The 16,511-nt window shown below is 65.2% G+C and carries 19 protein-coding genes; 15 read left to right on the forward strand and 4 right to left on the reverse strand.

The features are described from left to right. Positions 1-34: 34 nt before the first annotated feature. A complete protein-coding gene (locus J3E64_RS05070) occupies positions 35-949 on the reverse strand; it encodes an oxidoreductase (protein ID WP_253340526.1) in 915 nt (304 codons plus the stop codon). A gap of 73 nt (positions 950-1,022) precedes the next feature. Here J3E64_RS05070 and J3E64_RS05075 point away from each other — a divergent pair, with 73 nt between their 5' ends. Next, on the forward strand, positions 1,023-1,622 hold the full coding sequence (locus J3E64_RS05075; RefSeq protein WP_253340528.1) for a TetR/AcrR family transcriptional regulator: 600 nt from the start codon (positions 1,023-1,025) through the stop codon (positions 1,620-1,622). 92 nt (positions 1,623-1,714) lie between these two features. On the opposite strand, the gene J3E64_RS05080 is transcribed toward J3E64_RS05075, so the two are convergent. After that, positions 1,715-2,500, reverse strand: coding sequence for an SDR family oxidoreductase (locus J3E64_RS05080; RefSeq protein ID WP_253340530.1), 786 nt, complete (start codon positions 2,498-2,500; stop codon positions 1,715-1,717). A gap of 71 nt (positions 2,501-2,571) precedes the next feature. On the opposite strand from J3E64_RS05080, the gene J3E64_RS05085 reads away from it, so the two are divergent. Then, the gene (locus tag J3E64_RS05085) at positions 2,572-3,216 is read left to right on the forward strand and encodes a TetR/AcrR family transcriptional regulator (protein WP_253340539.1); all 645 of its coding nucleotides are present in this window, start codon (positions 2,572-2,574) and stop codon (positions 3,214-3,216) included. A gap of 79 nt (positions 3,217-3,295) precedes the next feature. On the opposite strand, the gene J3E64_RS05090 is transcribed toward J3E64_RS05085, so the two are convergent. After that, on the reverse strand, positions 3,296-4,210 hold the full coding sequence (locus tag J3E64_RS05090) for a LysR substrate-binding domain-containing protein (protein ID WP_253340541.1): 915 nt from the start codon (positions 4,208-4,210) through the stop codon (positions 3,296-3,298). A 200-nt stretch (positions 4,211-4,410) separates the two neighbouring features. On the opposite strand from J3E64_RS05090, the gene J3E64_RS05095 reads away from it, so the two are divergent. The 13 genes from J3E64_RS05095 to J3E64_RS05155 all read left to right on the forward strand — a co-directional run bounded on the left by J3E64_RS05095 (position 4,411) and on the right by J3E64_RS05155 (position 15,083). Beyond that, on the forward strand, positions 4,411-4,926 hold the full coding sequence (locus J3E64_RS05095; RefSeq protein ID WP_253340543.1) for a DUF2721 domain-containing protein: 516 nt from the start codon (positions 4,411-4,413) through the stop codon (positions 4,924-4,926). A gap of 55 nt (positions 4,927-4,981) precedes the next feature. Next, on the forward strand, positions 4,982-5,734 hold the full coding sequence (locus J3E64_RS05100; RefSeq protein WP_253340545.1) for an SDR family NAD(P)-dependent oxidoreductase: 753 nt from the start codon (positions 4,982-4,984) through the stop codon (positions 5,732-5,734). Positions 5,735-5,792: 58 nt separating this feature from the next. Beyond that, the gene (locus J3E64_RS05105; RefSeq protein ID WP_253340547.1) at positions 5,793-6,488 is read left to right on the forward strand and encodes a type 1 glutamine amidotransferase domain-containing protein; all 696 of its coding nucleotides are present in this window, start codon (positions 5,793-5,795) and stop codon (positions 6,486-6,488) included. A 286-nt stretch (positions 6,489-6,774) separates the two neighbouring features. Further along, on the forward strand, positions 6,775-7,527 hold the full coding sequence (gene trbJ, locus J3E64_RS05110) for a P-type conjugative transfer protein TrbJ (protein WP_253340549.1): 753 nt from the start codon (positions 6,775-6,777) through the stop codon (positions 7,525-7,527). Positions 7,528-7,666: 139 nt separating this feature from the next. Continuing rightward, the gene (gene trbL / locus J3E64_RS05115; protein WP_253340551.1) at positions 7,667-8,977 is read left to right on the forward strand and encodes a P-type conjugative transfer protein TrbL; all 1,311 of its coding nucleotides are present in this window, start codon (positions 7,667-7,669) and stop codon (positions 8,975-8,977) included. Between the two features lie 3 nt (positions 8,978-8,980). Further along, entirely contained in the window at positions 8,981-9,802 is an 822-nt protein-coding gene (gene trbF / locus J3E64_RS05120; protein WP_253340553.1) for a conjugal transfer protein TrbF, read from the forward strand. Further along, the gene (gene trbG / locus J3E64_RS05125) at positions 9,799-10,638 is read left to right on the forward strand and encodes a P-type conjugative transfer protein TrbG (RefSeq protein WP_253340555.1); all 840 of its coding nucleotides are present in this window, start codon (positions 9,799-9,801) and stop codon (positions 10,636-10,638) included. The genes trbF and trbG overlap by 4 nt, the downstream gene beginning before the upstream one ends. Further along, complete coding sequence (locus J3E64_RS05130) at positions 10,635-11,840, forward strand: TrbI/VirB10 family protein (RefSeq protein ID WP_253340557.1); 1,206 nt, start codon at positions 10,635-10,637, stop codon at positions 11,838-11,840. Before trbG ends, J3E64_RS05130 begins: the two co-directional genes overlap by 4 nt. A 1-nt stretch (position 11,841) precedes the next feature. Beyond that, positions 11,842-12,072 carry a DUF2274 domain-containing protein gene (locus J3E64_RS05135; RefSeq protein WP_253340559.1) on the forward strand — a complete coding sequence of 77 codons (231 nt, stop codon included), beginning with the start codon at positions 11,842-11,844 and terminating at the stop codon, positions 12,070-12,072. Next, entirely contained in the window at positions 12,069-12,284 is a 216-nt protein-coding gene (locus J3E64_RS05140; RefSeq protein WP_253340561.1) for a helix-turn-helix domain-containing protein, read from the forward strand. The genes J3E64_RS05135 and J3E64_RS05140 overlap by 4 nt, the downstream gene beginning before the upstream one ends. A 364-nt stretch (positions 12,285-12,648) precedes the next feature. Then, on the forward strand, positions 12,649-13,485 hold the full coding sequence (locus tag J3E64_RS05145) for a type IV toxin-antitoxin system AbiEi family antitoxin domain-containing protein (protein ID WP_301287134.1): 837 nt from the start codon (positions 12,649-12,651) through the stop codon (positions 13,483-13,485). Further along, positions 13,475-14,392, forward strand: coding sequence for a nucleotidyl transferase AbiEii/AbiGii toxin family protein (locus J3E64_RS05150; RefSeq protein WP_253340565.1), 918 nt, complete (start codon positions 13,475-13,477; stop codon positions 14,390-14,392). The genes J3E64_RS05145 and J3E64_RS05150 overlap by 11 nt, the downstream gene beginning before the upstream one ends. Positions 14,393-14,489: 97 nt before the next feature. Beyond that, a complete protein-coding gene (locus J3E64_RS05155; RefSeq protein ID WP_253340567.1) occupies positions 14,490-15,083 on the forward strand; it encodes a hypothetical protein in 594 nt (197 codons plus the stop codon). 69 nt (positions 15,084-15,152) lie between these two features. Here the strand turns inward: J3E64_RS05155 and J3E64_RS05160 are convergent, their stop codons facing one another. Next, positions 15,153-16,379: an integrase arm-type DNA-binding domain-containing protein gene (locus J3E64_RS05160; RefSeq protein WP_253340569.1), complete on the reverse strand. Its 1,227-nt coding sequence runs from the start codon at positions 16,377-16,379 to the stop codon at positions 15,153-15,155. Positions 16,380-16,511: the final 132 nt, after the last annotated feature.

A 16,511-nucleotide genomic window follows, 5' to 3' on the forward strand; every position in this document is an offset into this window, starting at 1 on the left:
GGCTCCCGCTTATCTCCTCGCGATCCGATGCGTCTCAGGCGAACCGCACGCCGGTCATCTCCTCGGAGAGCGCCCACAGCCTCGTGGCGGCGGCGGGGTCGAGCGCTTGCCTCGGTATCTTGGCGATAGCGGGCGCTCCGCGCGTCTCGCCAAGATTCCTGGGACCGTAGTAGCTGCCGGGCCTGGTCTCGGGAGAGGTCGCTGCGAACAGCGTCGGCAACGCGCCTTGTGCTACCGGCTGGAACAGGAACCAGAGCAGCGAGCGGGTCAGCCCTGTCGCGCTCCAGCGGCCCGGGGCGTTGTGCAGCAGGTCGGTGCGGGCGATGCCCGGGTGCGCGCCGAGACTCGTGATGCCCCACGCGCCGCAGTCGCTGCGCCGCTGCAGTTCCAGGCTGAACATCAGACAGGCAAGCTTGGACTGGCTATAGACCGGCATCGCCCGATAGCTTGCGGTCGCGTTGATGTCGTCAAAGGCGATTCCACCGCTTCGCGCCGCGACGCTGGATAGCGTCACGACACGTGACCCGGCCGTGCCGCGTAGCAGCGAAAGCAGCCGGCCGGTCAGCGCGAAATGGCCGAGATAGTTGGTGCCGAGCTGAAGCTCGAAACCGTCGGCGGTCTCCTGCCGCTGCGGCGGGACCATGACGCCCGCATTGTTGATCAGGATGTCGAGCCGCTCATATCGCTCCGCGAACCGGTCGGCGAAGGCGGCGACCGAGGCGAGACTGGCAAGGTCGAGCTGCTCGAAGCGGATATTCGCGCCGGGCACCGCCGCACCTATCCGCGCGACCGCGTCGGCGCCCTTGTCCGGATTGCGGCCGGCCAGGATCACTTCGGCGCCCGCGCGCGCCAGTGCCAGGGCGTCTTCAAAGCCAAGGCCCCCGGTGCCGGTAACGATCGCGACGCGGCCAGTCTGTGGTGGGATATCGGACGTCTTCCAACTTGCCATGATCTGCCTTTCAAGAATCTCGCACTCAGTGTAAGATGCAGATATTTACACCCAGTGTAAGTTTCAAGGTCCAATGACGAACGGCATCGATCCAGCGCCGCAGGAAGGGACGCGCGCACGCAAGCGCCGGGAGACGCTGGCGCGGATCACCGAGGCGGGCATCACCCTGTTCCTCGAGAAGGGCTATGACGCGACCACGCTCGACGACATCGCAGCGCGCGCGGGCATCTCGCGGCGCAACTTCTTCTATTACTTCAAGTCCAAGGACGAGATCCTGCTCTCGCTCCAGAGCGGCATGGGCGAGATGATCGTCGACGCGCTCAGGCAGCAGCCCGTGGACCAACCGCCGCTAGAGGCGGTCCGCGACGCGGTGCTGAAAGTCTGCGCGATCTTCCCGACCGACGAGATGATCGCCATCGATCAGCTGATGCGAACCAACCCCGTGGTCCAGGCGCGCAAACAGGCGAGCATGGTCGAGCATGAGGCCACGCTCTACGCGGCGCTGCGCGAAAAATGGCCAGCGCCCGATCAGGCAATCCGGCTGCGCATGGTTGCGATGATGGCGATGGGCGCGATCCGACTTGCCACTGACAGCCTGCATCACGAGGGCGGTAAACGAGCATTCACGGACATCCTAGCCGGCAATTTCGCTGCGCTGCGCGACACCGCGTGATCAATTGCTGGGGGCCAAGATCGCTCAGGCCTGATGGATCTTCGCGGTCAGTTTTGCCGAGAGGAACCAACAGCTGGGGGCACTGCACCGGCTCACCCCTGGTCTCCAGCGTGTTCCTGGGTGCACCCGCCCGTTGCCCAAGTGATTGCGTCGGCTCCGGCCGGAAGAACCATCGGGCAGTCAGGATCGCTCGCGGCACGAAACACAGCTTCTGCCACATCACGCGCGGTCGTGACGTCTCCTGATCCTGCGGCATGAAATGCCGCCATCGTCTGATCTGCAAAGTCCTGATAGGCCTCAGGGAACCAGCCGCCCTTCGCAATCTGCTCCTGTGCGTTGGCGGCGAAGTTCGTCGACGGGGCCATGCCGGGGACGACGACCCTTGCGCGAATGTTGAACGGTGCGATTTCCAGCGCAGCCGACTCTGTCAACGATGTCACGGCGGCTTTGCTCGCGCGATAGACAGAGAGCAGCGGCAGGGGCTTATAGGTCGAGCTGGAACTGACGTTCACGATCACGCCAGACCGGCGCTCACGCATGGCTGGCAGCACGGCCTGCATGGTTGCGATCGTGCCGAACAGATTGGCTTCGAAGATGCGACGCACCACGTCCATCGGCGTGCCTTCAATGGCGTTCATCCAGCCAATGCCGGCATTGTTCACCAGCACGTCGATCTCGCCAGCCTCCGCGACGGCAGCCGCGATGCTGTCAGCGCTGGTGACATCCAGCGGCAGGACGCGCAGGTGCTCCGACACAGGCAAGGTGCTGGTGGCGGGGTCGCGCATCGTTGCGACAACGGCCCAGCCCTGTTCGAGGAAGTACAATGCGGTTTCACGGCCGAAGCCAGTCGAGCAGCCAGTGATGAAGACGGTTTTCATGGGGCCTGTCCTTGTGATGGGGTGTCTGTCGCTCTAAGATATGAAGGATCCTTCAGTTTTGGAATTCGCATATGAACCGACCGGCGCCTGACCTCCTGAAGCCCCGGAAAACGCCGCAACAGTCGCGCTCGGCGGCAACGATCGAGGCGATCCACACGGCAACCATTCAGGTTTTGCTGGCGGATGGGGTCGGACGGCTCACGACAACGCGCGTGGCGGAACGGGCGGGTGTTTCGGTCGGGACAATGTACCAATATTATCCGCACAAGCAGGCGCTGCTGTTCGCCATCGTCGAGCGGCAGCTTGATCTGATCGTGACCGCCATGCTTGGGGCCGTCGAGCGTCTGGAAGGGCACGATCTGCAGACCGTTTCGGATGGGCTGGCGACGGCTTGGCTCGACGCAAAGATGGCGGACCTCGTCTCGTCGCGCGCCATTTACGGCATCGCCGCCGAGTTCGATCTCGCCGAACTGATGAGCCGCGCCAAAAATCTCATGGTCGAGGCGATCAGCCCATTGCTCAGAGCGGTTCCCGATGCACGCTTTGCCGATCCCGATTTGACGGCCTTTATGCTCGCCGCGCTGCTTGGCGGAACGGTGCGCGTTGTCATGGAGGCGGGCTCCTCGGAGGATGACCTCGAGCGTTTGCGCCAGGAATTGCCGCGGGCCTGTCTGGGCTACCTTAAAATGGCCGCTTTGCAGCCTACGTCCCTCTGATGGATGACCGACAGCTATCGGGAAACCCGTAAGCTGGTTTCAACGACAGAAAAGAGGGCGGTCAGTGCCCACTTCAAATCTAGCTCGTCGAGCTGGGTCCTGCGACGGCGGAACGTGCAGCAATGAGCCAATCGATATGCTGCAGGAAATCGTGCAACACAGGCGACGAATTGTCCGCCCGGTATCCCGCAGCGATCTCTATCACCGGGGCAGTTCCGACAAGCGGCCTGCTCACGACGGACCGGGGCAGCAGCTTCTCGACATAGGCCGGCAGGAGCGTCAGGCCGCCGGTCGACGCGACTAGGGAAATGCCGGTCGCAAAGCTGTCCAGGAAGTGGCTGGACGAAACGGTGACGCCGCGCTCGCGCAGATAGCGCTCGACGATGCCGCGCAACACGTGCGGCGTGTCGGTGTAGCCGATAAAGGGATGGTCGCCGAGATCGGCCGGATCGATTTCGGATCGAGCGGCCAAGGGATGGTCTCCTGGAAGAATGACCACGATCGGTTCGGCGGCGATCACTGCATAGGTCACATCGGGCTGCGGCTCGACGCGAGAGAAGCCCAGGTCGATCTCACTGCGCTGCACGGCCTCCGCCACGGCGGGCGAGAAGTCGCTCGAGACGCGGAAATCGATTTCCTTGAGCTGATCGCGCAGGATCTGCGTGACATGAGGCAGCCACTCCACTTCCTGCCCGGTCAGGAAACCGACCGAGAAGCTCGCCTTGGCCGGCCGCGACACGCGCCGCGCAGCGGCGACGGCCTCGGCAGCCTGGGCCAAGGCGAGCCGCGCATGGTCGAGAAAGATCTGCCCGGCAGGCGTCAGGGTCACCCCGCGCGAGGTCCGGATGAGCAGCGGCGTGCCGACCTCTAGCTCCAGATCGCGAAGCTGGCGGCTGAGCGACGGCTGTGCAGTGTGCAGGCGTTTCTCGGCAGCCACGGTCAGGCTGCCTTCCTCTGCAACCGCAACGAAATAGCGTAGATGGCGAAGCTCCATAGGCCATGCCTAGCAGGTATGGCTGGAAAAGCTACAAAGTCTTTCCGCCGCGCCTTTCTATAGGGCATTTAAGCACCAGCTAAAGAGCTCTGGCCGGCGGATATGCCGACCAGGCATCGCCGACAAAATGAAAGCCATCCGCTGGGCCACGGCACTGTGCCGGCCCCTGTGAGCCCGCTTGTGCAGAAAGGAGTAGTCACATGACCTACGATCCATTCTCCGCGCTGACCTTCATCACCGGGCCGGCGATCCTCACCAATGCCTGCGCGATCCTGCAGAACGGCGCGACCACCCGTTATAATCTCGCCGTCACGCAGTGGCGCGAGTTTCAGGCGTCCTTCGCGGCGGACGAAGACAGGCTTTCCCTGCTCTACGTCGATCCCGATCGCGCCCTGTCGCTCGCCGAGCGGCGCATTCATCTGCAACTCCGGGCACTCGGCCTGCTCAACGCGGGCGTCGCGCTGTTCGGGGTGACCAGTATCTGCGGCCTGATCGGCGTCTTCCTCGTCCAGGCGCTCTCCGTGCCGCCCGGCGCCGTCAGCCTGTTCATGGCGGCCGCCGGCGGCGCTGCGCTCACAGCCATGCTCGCGGCGATCGGTGCTCTGTTCATCGAGGGCGCGTGCGGCCGGGACATGGTGCGGCTGCACCATCGCCTGAGCACGGTCGCACGGCGCCGTACGCCACTCCCGCAAAGGGCCGAACGGCCTGAGGCGTAGCTACCACCCCGTCGGCGGGCTGCCGACACATCAAGAACCACGAAAGGACTGACCAATGACCACCATTTCCATCGTTACCGGCGGCAGCCGTGGCCTCGGCCGCAACACCGCCATCAGCATCGCCCGCCACGGCGGCGACGTGATCTTCACCTACCGCAGCGGGGCCGAGCAGGCTCAGGCCGTCGTCGCGGAGATCGAAGCACTCGACCGCAGAGCGGTCGCGCTGCAGCTCGATGTCGGTGACATCGCTGCCCTGAAGCCGTTCGCCGACCGAGTTCGCACGACGCTCCAGTCCTGGGGTCGAGAGAGCTTCGATCATCTGGTCAACAATGCCGGCCATGGCGAGATGGCGAGCTTCGCCGAGACCAGCGAGGCGCAGTTCGACCAGCTGTTCAACGTCCACGTGAAGGGCGTGTTCTTCCTCACTCAGGCGCTGCTGCCGCTGATTGCCGATGGCGGCCGCATCGTGAACTTCTCGTCGGGTTTGACCCGGGTCTCCTATCCCGGCTTCTCGGCCTATTCGGCCGCGAAGGGCGCGATCGAGATCCTCACGCTCTACATGGCCAAGGAACTCGGCAGCCGCAGCATCACCGCGAATGCGATCGCACCGGGCGCAATCGAGACCGACTTCCTCGGCGGCGCGGTGCGCGACACGCCGGAATATAACGAGGCCTTCGCCAACATGATTGCGCTCGGGCGGGTCGGTGTCCCCGACGACATCGGGCCGGCCATCGCCAGCCTGCTTGGCCCTGACAATCGCTGGATCACGGCCCAGCGGATCGAAGTGTCCGGCGGCCAGAACATCTGACCCTCAACCCTAATCTCATCAACCGGTCGTCTTCCCGACGACAAGCAGGAGACATATCATGACCAATATCCTGATCGTTCTTTCGGCTGCGGACAAATGGACCCGTGCCGATGGCTCCATCTATGAATCCGGCGTCTGGGCGCAGGAGTTCGTCGATCTCGACGAAGCCTTTGTGCGGGCCGGCTTCAAGGTCGATCTCGCCAGCCCCGGCGGCATCGTGCCGACGATGGACAAGCGCAGCCTCGACCCCGGCACGGTCGGCGAGAAGGTTGCAGACCGCATGCGGGCCTATCTCGACAAAAATGCCGAGCGCGTCGAAAAGCCGCTCATCCTCGCCGACATCAGGACCGCCGACTATGACGCTATCGTGGTCCCCGGCGGACACGGCCCGGTCGAGGATCTCTACAGGGATCCCGACATGGGCCGCGTGCTGATCGAGGCGGACAAGACCGGCAAGGTCATCGCTGCGGTCTGCCATGGCCCGGCGGCGCTACTGGCGGCACGGGACGAGAACGGCCGCTGGCCATTCGCCGGCCGCAAGATGACCGCGCTCAGCGACGAAGAGGAGATCGAGTTCGGGACAGCGGAGAATGCGCCCTGGCTGCTGGCCGACACCCTGCGCAAGCAGGGCGCCGTGTTCGAGCAGGGGCCGAACTGGCACGCGCACGTCGTCAAGGACGGTAATCTGCTCACCGGCCAGAACCCGCAGTCGTCGGCTCCCTTGGCAGAGGTCGTCATCGCAGCGCTTCGGTAGTGGACCGAACGAAACTGTATCGGGCAGCCGGCGACAGCGCCGGCTGCCCGATCGACACCCACGGATGGCGACCTGATTGAACTCGATGAACAAGCGGCAGCTTCTGGCGGGCATGGCGTCGAACCCGCCTCCAATCTGACCAGTCCGTGCTGTCGGTCCCCAGAGGGGTATGCGCAGACCCCAGCGGGTCACTGATCCCAAGCACCCGGATGAGACAGACTGGCGGACAATCCTGAGGCACGCTTCCGCGTTGCCGGGAGAACTCGTCAGTCCCTGGAGATCATCCATGTCCTCTTCCATCCGCATGCACGCAAAGCCCTTTGCCGCTGCCCTGCTCGCCGTTGGCTCCCTCGGCCTCACCCTGACCGTACCGGCAACACCAGCCCATGCGCAGTTCGGCGGCGTGGTGTTCGACCCCAGCAACTATGCGCAGAACATCCTGACCGCCGCGCGTACACTGCAGACCGTCAACCAGCAGATCCAGCAGCTCCAGAACGAAGCGCAGATGCTGGTCAACATGGGCAAGAACTTGGAGACCATCGACTTTCCGCAGCTCGATGCGCTCAAGCAGAAGCTCGCCGAGATCGACCGGCTGATGGGCCGCGCGCAGGCCATCGACTTCCGCGTCGACCAGCTCGACGACAAGTTCCAGAAGCTCTTCCCGGAGGACTTCTCATCCGCGCTGCGCACCGACGCGCGCGTGCGCGATGCAAGGTCGCGCCTCGACGCCAGCATGGGCGCGTTCCGCCAGACGATGACCGTGCAGGCGCAGGTCGTCGAGAATATCCAGGCGGACACCCAGGCGCTGGCGGACATCGTCGCACGCAGTCAGGGCGCAGAGGGATCGCTCCAGGCCCAGCAGGCGACCAACCAGCTGCTCGCGCTCACCGCCAAGCAGCAGTTCCAGCTTCAGCACTTGATGGCGGCGCAATTCCGCAGCGAAGCCGTCGAGCGGGCGCGCCGCGCCACCCAGGCGGTAGAAGCCCGTGCCGCCACCAAGAAGTTCCTCGGTTCCGGATCGGCCTACACGCCCCGATAGCCCCCTCGGGCCGACAGGCCCGATCCGGACCTGCGATCGGCGGCGTTCCCTCCGCCGCCAGTCGCCGTCGCGGGGCGCGGTTCCGCTCCCCAGCCGCGTCCCGCGACATCTCTCAACACCAACCAGGAAGTGTAGCGCTTTGAACGACCTCAATGTCATCGACCGCTTCCTGCAGGCGTTCATCACCTACATCGACAGCGGGTTCGGGTTGCTCGGGCCGGACGTTGGGTTCCTCACCGCGACGCTGATTGGTATCGACATCACGCTTGCCGGCCTGTTCTGGGCGATGGGCGGCGAGGACAATGTCATCGGCCGGTTCCTCAAGAAGATCCTCTATATCGGCGCATTCGCGTTCATCCTGAACAGCTTCTCGACGCTCGCCGACATCATCTTCCGCTCGTTCGCGCAGGCCGGCCTGACTGCCGGGGGCGGAGTGCTCACGGCCGACGACCTGCTCAAGCCCGGGCGACTTGCCGGGACCGGCTTCTCGGCCGCGTGGCCGCTGCTCGGACAGGCCAGCGAGATGGTCGGGTTCACGACCTTCTTCGACAATTTCCTGACCATCATGGTGCTGCTGTTTGCCTGGGCGCTGGTGATCGTCGCCTTCTTCATCCTCGCCGTGCAGATGTTCGTCTGCATCCTCGAATTCAAGCTGACCAGCCTCGCGGGCTTCATCCTCGTGCCGTTCGCGCTGTGGAACCGGACCAGCTTCCTCGCCGAGCGCGTGCTCGGCAATGTCGTGAGCTCGGGCATCAAGGTCATGGTGCTGGCCGTCATCGTCGGCATCGGGTCCAATTTCTTCACCGAGTTCACCGAGGCGCTCCAGGGCCAGGAGCCCGACATTGGCCAGGCCATGAGCCTCGTGCTCGCCAGCTTGTCGCTGTTCGGCATCGGGATCTTTGGCCCATCGATCGCCTCCGGCCTGGTCGCCGGCGCGCCGCAGCTCGGTGCCGGTGCCGCCCTCGGCACGGCCGTTGGCGCGGCCGGTGTCACGATGCTCGCCGGGGGTGCTGCCGTTGGTGGCGCCCGCGCGCTCGGCGGTGCGGCGCTCGGCGCGGTTCGCTCGGGCACCGCGATGGGGTCGGCCGCATCGACCGCCTACCAGCTCGGCCGCGAGACAGCCGCCACGCCATCCGTGGGGACCGGGCTCGGCGGCGTGGCGCGCGCCGCCGGTAACGCTGCCAAGTCCCGCGCCAGCGGCGCGCTCGGGCTGGGCAAGGCTACAGCAGGCGGACGTCAGGCGGCCTGGAACGCTCTCAACCAGAACTCTCCGTCGCCGTCGCAGGGCGGACCGGGCAGCGGCGGGGAGACGGGAACGCCGACCTGGGCTCGCGCGATGCGCGACCAGCAGACCAATCGGCATCGCCGTCAGCTCGCCATCCACACGCTCCAGCAGGGCGACCGCGGCGGCGCGTCCGCCACTCCCGACATCAAGGAAAGGAACGACTAAGCCATGTTCTTCAAGCGAAGTGCGCAGCGCTACGGGCGCACGCCACCGCCCGAGACGCCGTACCAGCGCGCGGGCCAGCTCTGGGACGAGCGCATCGGCTCGGCGCGGGTGCAGGCGCGCAACTGGCGGCTGATGGCGTTCGGATGCCTTGCCCTGACGGCGGGCACGTCGGCGGGTCTCGCTTGGCAGTCTCTGCAAAGCCGCGTCACGCCCTATGTGGTAGAGGTCGACCGGCTCGGCGAGGCCCGCTCGGTGCAGGCCGCCGATGTCGACTACCGGCCAACCGATCCGCAGGTCGCCTGGCACCTGTCGCATTTCATCACCAATGTCCGCTCGGTGTCGCTCGACCCGGTGCTGATGCGCCGCGACTGGCTCGAGGCCTATGACTTCGCCACCAAGCGGGGCGCCCAGTTCCTCGGCGAATATGCCCGCTCGGCCGCGCCGTTCGCCAACGTCGGCGAGCGGACCGTGTCGGTTCAGGTCACCAGCGTCGTGCGGGCATCGGACAAGTCGTTCCAAGTGAAGTGGACCGAGACTGCCTTCGAGCGCGGCTCGCAATCCGGCACCAGCCGCTGGACCGCGATCCTGACTACCGTCACCCGCCCGCCGGCATCGGCCGACGTCCTTCGCAAGAACCCGCTCGGCATCTACGTCGACGCGATCGACTGGAGCCGCGAACTGGACGGCGAGGCACCCGAGCGCCCTGCGCCGACCGCGTTACCCGCGGACCTACCCTCGACTGTCGCACGCTCGATCCCCGCTGGCTCGCCGCTCGATCCCGCGTCCGACGACCCGGCCATCAACACCCAGGAGACGCAACCATGAAATCGGCCATCTTTCCAGCGCTCGCCGGAATTCTCGCCGCCACGCCGGCACTCGCCCAGCCCGAAACAAAGGCGGGATCGATCCGTCATGTCGCGACCGCAAACCGCGCGGCGACGTTCCGGCCGGCGCCGTCCGGGTTCATCGGCGGTGCGCAGGTCTATCCTTGGAGCGAGGGCACGATCTATATCGCCTACACGGCGCCCGGACTGGTGACCGACATCGTCCTCCAGCCCGGTGAATCGCTGATCGCGGTGGCGAGCGGCGATACCGCGCGCTGGGTGATCGGCGACACCACCAGCGGCTCCGGCGAGACGAAGCAAACGCATTTGCTCGTGAAGCCCTTCTCGGGCGGTCTCGTCACCAACCTCGTCGTGACGACAGACCGTCGCACCTATCATGTCCGGCTGGTCAGCACGTCGGCGACCGCGCTGTCGTCGATGCGCTGGACCTATCCGCAGGATGAATTGCTGGCGCTCCGCCGGAAGACCGAAGCCGAGCGAGCCGCCGCGCCTGTCGCGACGGGACTGTCGGTCGAGACGCTTCACTTCGACTACGCGATCAGCGGCGACAAGCCCGGATGGCGTCCGTTGCGCGCATTCGACGACGGCCAGCGGACCTATGTCGAGTTCCCCGCATCGTTGGCGAATAGCGAGGCGCCGCCACTGTTTATCGCCGACCGCGAGGGCAAGGCTGAGCTGGTCAACTACCGGCTGAGCGGCCGCTTCTACATCGTCGACCGGATTTTCGACGCCGCGGAGCTTCGTCTCGGCCTTAAGAAGCAGCAGATTGTTCGCATCGACCGCATAGCGCCATCGGCCAAGCGGAGGGGCGCATGACCGAGGCAACTGCACCCGCTTCAGCCGCATCGGGCTTGCCGCCCCAGTCCCCGCAGCCAAAGCTCGATCCAGAGACTTTGGCCATCCGCTCACGCCCGGCGCGTGCGATCCGCTTTCGCAAGGGCGCGATCATCGGCGTCGCGGCACTCGGATCGGCGAGCCTGATGGGGATCGCCTGGATGGCGCTCAAGCCGCAGGTGTTCAGGCAGGTGGCCCAGGACAGCGAACTATCGCAGCCATTGTCGAAGCCTGCGTCCGACGCGCTCTCCGGATTGCCGGCGAGTTACGGCGACGCGCCGAAGCTCGGGCCGCCGCTTCCCGGCGACCTCGGTCGGCCGATCCTGCGGGCGCAGCAGCGGGCGGGAGCCGAGGTCGCGCCATCGCCGATCGATACCGCGGAGGCTGCTCGGCAGCAGCGCCTCGCCGAGCTCAAGGCCGCGCGCGAGTCCGGCCTGATGGCGCAGGTCGCGACCGGCAGAGGCGTCGCCGCACCCTCGATGGCAGACGCGACCGCTGCGTTGACCGCTCCGCAACCTGTCGCGCCTTCCTTGGCGGGGACGCGAAAGGAGCAATTCGCATCCGGGCGCAACACCGAAGACGATCTCAATTCCGGCGGGCTGGTGGCGCCCGTGTCGCCCAACAGTCTCCTTGCCGGCAGCGTCATCGCGGCGAGCCTCATCACCGGGCTCAATTCCGACCTGCCGGGCATGGTCACCGCGCAGGTGACGCAGAATGTGTTCGACACGGTGACGGGCAACATCCTGCTCGTGCCACAGGGCGCTCGCCTCATCGGCAAATATGATAGCGTGGTGGCGTTCGGCCAGCGGCGGGCGCTGGTCATCTGGCAACGACTGATCCTGCCGGACGGCAGCTCGGTCCGCCTCGACAACATGCCGGCGACCGACGCTGCGGGCTATGGCGGGCTGGCGGACAATGTCGATTTCCACACATGGACGCTGCTCAAGGGCGTAGCCATTGCGACGATGCTGGGCGTCGGCTCGGAGCTCACCATCAGCGGCGAGAACGATCTCGTCCAGGCAATCCGGCAATCCGCCCAGTCGAACACGGCCCGCGCCGGCGACCGGATCACGCAGCGCAATCTCGACATCCAGCCGACGATCACGATCCGCCCCGGTGCGCCGGTCCGGGTGTTGGTGACCCGTGACCTCGTCCTCGCGCCCTGGCGCGGAAAGGCAGGCTGACATGGTCGACCTGAAACTGGGCAAGCTGCCGGATCGAACGCCGGTGAAGCTGTCCGTGACGATCACGCCGGACCTGCAGGCTGGCTTGCAAGCCTATGCCGTACTCTATGCCGAGACCTACGGCGTGGAGGAGCCGGTTGCTGAATTGATCCCGGCGATGCTGTCGACCTTCCTCGAAAGCGATCGCGGCTTCGCGCGGTCGCGCGAGGCATCGGCCCGGAGGGCGAAATGATCGAGCGCCCCTGGGAGAAGAAGATCGAACCGCTGACGGTACGGATATCGACGGCGGTGCGGATCACCGGGCTGAGCCGCTCACGGATCTACGAGCTCATCCAGTCCGGCGATCTCGAAACGACCAAGGTCGGGCGAGCCACCCTGGTGCAGTATCGCAGCCTGAAGCTGCTGACGGACAATGCCGGTCCCGTCACTGAGGGACCGGCCTGAAGCTGCCTGGGAATTTGCATCCCTAATCGTTGGTTGCGAACGATCCCGAACGGAAGCGCGCAGGCAAGGACCGCAGGTAATGCGCAGGTTTGTGCGTCGTGGCCTGTCAACTCGGCAGAATGACCGTTATAGTGGGCTTGGAAGGCTTTTGTGCCTGCTATAACGGTCATTTCCGCTGTAGTGAGCCATTGATCACCAGCTGCAGATTCGTCTGTTTCCAGTCTGGATGCCGGCGTTGCCAAACCTATGTGCGAGTGAAAATTGTTTCGGGTAGGCGGCTATTGGTCCGCTATGACCGGACCTTTTGAGCATTGTGCAAAATGCTCTCTTGATCGAATTTTACAAAAGTGCGATTTAGTCCGGCATGAACGGACCAAATGAAAATCGGCTAAAGCAGGTGCTCGATCAGGTTCCACCTGGCTTCCTCGTCGATTCGCGCTGGCTGACCGCTAGCGGCGTCGCAAAGAGCTCGGCCTCGGACTATCATCGCGAAGGATGGCTCGGTCGCGTCGCCCGTGGGGTGTATCGCCGTCCCTATCCGCAGGAGCGCTCGACGGAAGTCGTCGAGTGGAAATTGGCGGTGCTCTCCGCCCAATGGATCATGGGCTATGACTTCCACGTCGGCGGGATGACCGCCCTCAGTCTCGAAGGACATAGCCATTATCTTGGCCTCGGGCGCAGCGCGAACGTCTATCTTTACGGTGATGTGCCCATGTGGCTGTCCAAGCTTGCCCTCGATGCCCATGTCCTGCTCCGCCGGCGACAGCTGTTCGGATCGAATCCGTTTGGTATCGACGACCACGACTTCGACCCTGCCGCGAGGAATGCTCCTAGCCCATGGAACTGGCCTCTGCGGCGCTCGAGCCCGGAAAGGGCGGTGCTCGAAGCGCTGAACGAGCTCCCGGATGCGGAAAGCTTCCATAAGGTCGACATGCTCTTCCAGGGGCTCGCATCGCTTCGTCCTCGCCGCCTCGAAGACCTGCTGCAGGCGTGCAGGAGCGTGAAGGTGAAGCGGCTGTTCTTCCTGTTCGCAGACCGCCACCGCCACCGCTGGCTTGCCCATATCGACCGGGCGGGCATCGACCTGGGCAAGGGGCCACGCATGCTGGTCGAAGGCGGTCGCTATGCGGCGGCCTACCAGCTTGTCGTGCCGGAGGAATTCGCTGCCCCAGGTTCGGAAGAGGCGGCAGATGGCCCGTGAAGCCTATGTGGCGCAGGTCGCGCTCCTCGTTCGCGCGCTCCCATTGGTCGCCGACGAGCCCGAATTCGCGCTCAAGGGCGGCACGGCGATCAACCTGTTCTATCGCGACATGCCGCGGCTTTCGGTCGATATCGACCTCACCTACATGCCGCTCGACGACCGCGGCACGGCCCTGACAAACATCAGTGCCGCCTTCGGTCGACTGGCCGAGCGCGCGCAGCGCGACCTGCGCGGCATCGAGGCGCAGCGGATCAGCGGCGGCGGCGATGGCGATACCCGGGTCCTGCTGCGCGCCGCCGGGGCCGAGGTGAAGATCGAGGTTTCACCGGTGCTTCGCGGCACCGTGGTGCCGCCGCACATGATGCGCGTGACCGACCCGGTGGAGGAGGCATTCGGCTTCGCCGAAATGTCGGTGCTGGCCTTCGAAGACCTGTACGCCGGCAAGCTCTGCGCCGCGCTTGATCGCCAGCATCCGCGCGATCTGTACGACGTGCATCTCCTGTACGAGCATGAAGGCGTCACCGACGCGCTGTATCGGACATTCCTGATCTACGCCGCCTCCTCGCCGCGACCGCTCCACGAACTGATCGCGCCCAATCGCATCGACATCGACCGCGCCTTCGCCCAGGAGTTCGACGGCATGACGATCGAGCATGTTCCCCTTCAAACCCTGCTCGCGGCGCGCGACCGGCTGTTTCGCGATGTGGCGGACCGCGCGACCGGGGGCGCGGCAGAATTCCTGCTCTCGCTCCACGATGGCGAGCCGGACTTCGGGCTGGTCGGTCATCCGGCGGCTGCGGACCTGCCGGCGATAAAATGGAAGCTGCTCAACCTGAGAAAACTCAGGGACAGCAATCCGCAAAAGCATGCCGACCAGCGCGGCAGGCTGGAGGCTGCGCTCCGCTGATGATTCGGGACGACCGCCTGCTGCATCTCCGCTTCGCGCGCAAGCCGGGCCTGGAGGCCGCGCGATCGTGACGGCCCTCCTTCGTTGCCGAGGCGCCATGAGCGAGATGCAGGCTCTGTTCGGCGCCGAGCCTTGCGGCAAGCCGGCCTGGGAACCCCTGATCTGGCCCGGCGAGCCGGTTGTTGCCGTCACCGAACGCAATGGCCGGCGGATGATCGATACACAGGCCTGGGGCCTGCCGGCGGCGGCATTCGTCGACTCCGACCGGTCGCGCGCACATCGTGCCATCCTCTTTCCACGCGAACTTCGCGCGGACGCCGGCGCGCTCGTGGATCCCGGCGAACTCGAGCGCTGCCTCATCGTGCTTGAATCCTTCGCCTATCCTGACGGACCCGGCGGGCAGCGAACGCGCGCATGGGCGGGCCTGTGGGAACAGCCACTGGTCGGCTGGGCCGGCTTCTGCGTGCCGGGTGGCCAAGGTTGCGCAGGCCTTCTCGTCTTGGCCAATCCGCTCATCGAGCGCGCCAGCCGGCACATGCCGCTGCTCCTGCGTCCGGACGGTCACGACGCCTGGCTCGACGGAAGTGCGACGATCCTGTCGGTGGCGGCGGTCACGGAGGAAGCGGACTTCTTTCTCGAGCGCACGGACGAACGCTGGTCGACCGGCGCATCGCTCGACGACGAGGACTGAAATGCGGGGAGTGTGACAAAACCTCGGACTCGACGCGATCCTGTCCGAGGTTTCGTCACCCATATTGGGCTAGCCCATCGTCTTCCGACCGAAATCAGGCCGCAGTACCTTTCCGCCGTCGCGCAACAGGTCGAGATAGTCCGACCAGTGCTGCATCATTCGAACGCGTTCATCCCAATATTCGCCGCGAGCGTAAGCGCGCCGGACTTGGTTGGTATCGACATGGGCGAGCTGGCGCTCGATCGCGTCGGGGTTCCATTCGCCCATCTCGTTGAGCAGGGTGGCGGCCATTGCCCGGAAGCCGTGCGCGGTCATTTGGTCGGTCGTGTAGCCGAGCTTACGCAGCCCTTGATTGACCGCGTTCTCCGACATCGCCTTCCGCGGCTTTCCGAGGCACGGGAACAGGTATTTCCACCAGTGCGTATGCTCGTGAAGCTCCTTGAGCATCGCGATCACCTGCCGCGATAGCGGCACCCGGTGCGGTCGCCGCATCTTCATCCTCTCTGCCGGAATGAACCAGATCGCCTCGTCGAAATCGATGTCGGTCCATACCGCCTGCCGAAGCTCGCCTGGGCGAAGCAGCACATGCGGGGACAGGCGCATCGCCATGACCGTGACCTTGTGGCCGCGATAGCCGTCGATTGCCCGCAGCAGCGTGCCCACTTCGGACGGCCGCGTGATGGCCGCGAAATGCTTGACCTTGGGCACGGCGATCGCGCCGCGAAGATCAGCGGCGACATCCTTGTCGCACCGAACCGTCGCCACGCCATAGCGGAACACGCGGCTGAGCACGCTGCGCATGCGCCGCGCGCTTTCGTAGGCGCCGGTCGCCTCGACCTTGCGCAGGACGGCGAGCGCCTCGTGCGGGGTGATCTGCGCGATGGGGATGCTACCGATCAAGGGATAGGCCTTGGCGAGCAGCCAGCGGATCTTGTCGACGGTCACCGGCGCCAGGCCGTCCCGCTCGCATTTGACGAGCCATTCCTCGGCGACCGCCTCGAAGGTGTTGGCAGCGGCGTACTTCGCAGCGATCCGTGCGCGCTTTTTCTCCAGCGCCGGATCGATCCCCTCGGCAATCTTCTTCTTGGCCTCGTCGCGCCGGGCACGCGCTTCTGCGAGGCTTATGGTTGGCCATCCACCGAGATGGAGTTTCTTCTGCTTGTCGAGGAAGCGGTAGTTGAAGCGCCAGAGCTTCGAGCCGTTGGGCTGGATAACGAGATAGAGGTTTTGAGAATCGGATAGGTTCCAAGCCTTCGCTCTCGGCTTGGCGGCATTGATCTGGATGTAGGTCAGCATGGTCGTTTTCCCAGCAAGGCCGGGTCGATCCGAGGGCAACAAAAAGGGCAGCAATTGTGGTCGCTGCACATGCCCTTAGGCGGATTTCGCCGGACGGTGTCTGGCGATTCTCGGTCTAAAAATGCTGTGAAA

It is taken from the genome of Sphingobium sp. OAS761, assembly GCF_024168485.1.
Lineage (GTDB): Bacteria > Pseudomonadota > Alphaproteobacteria > Sphingomonadales > Sphingomonadaceae > Sphingobium.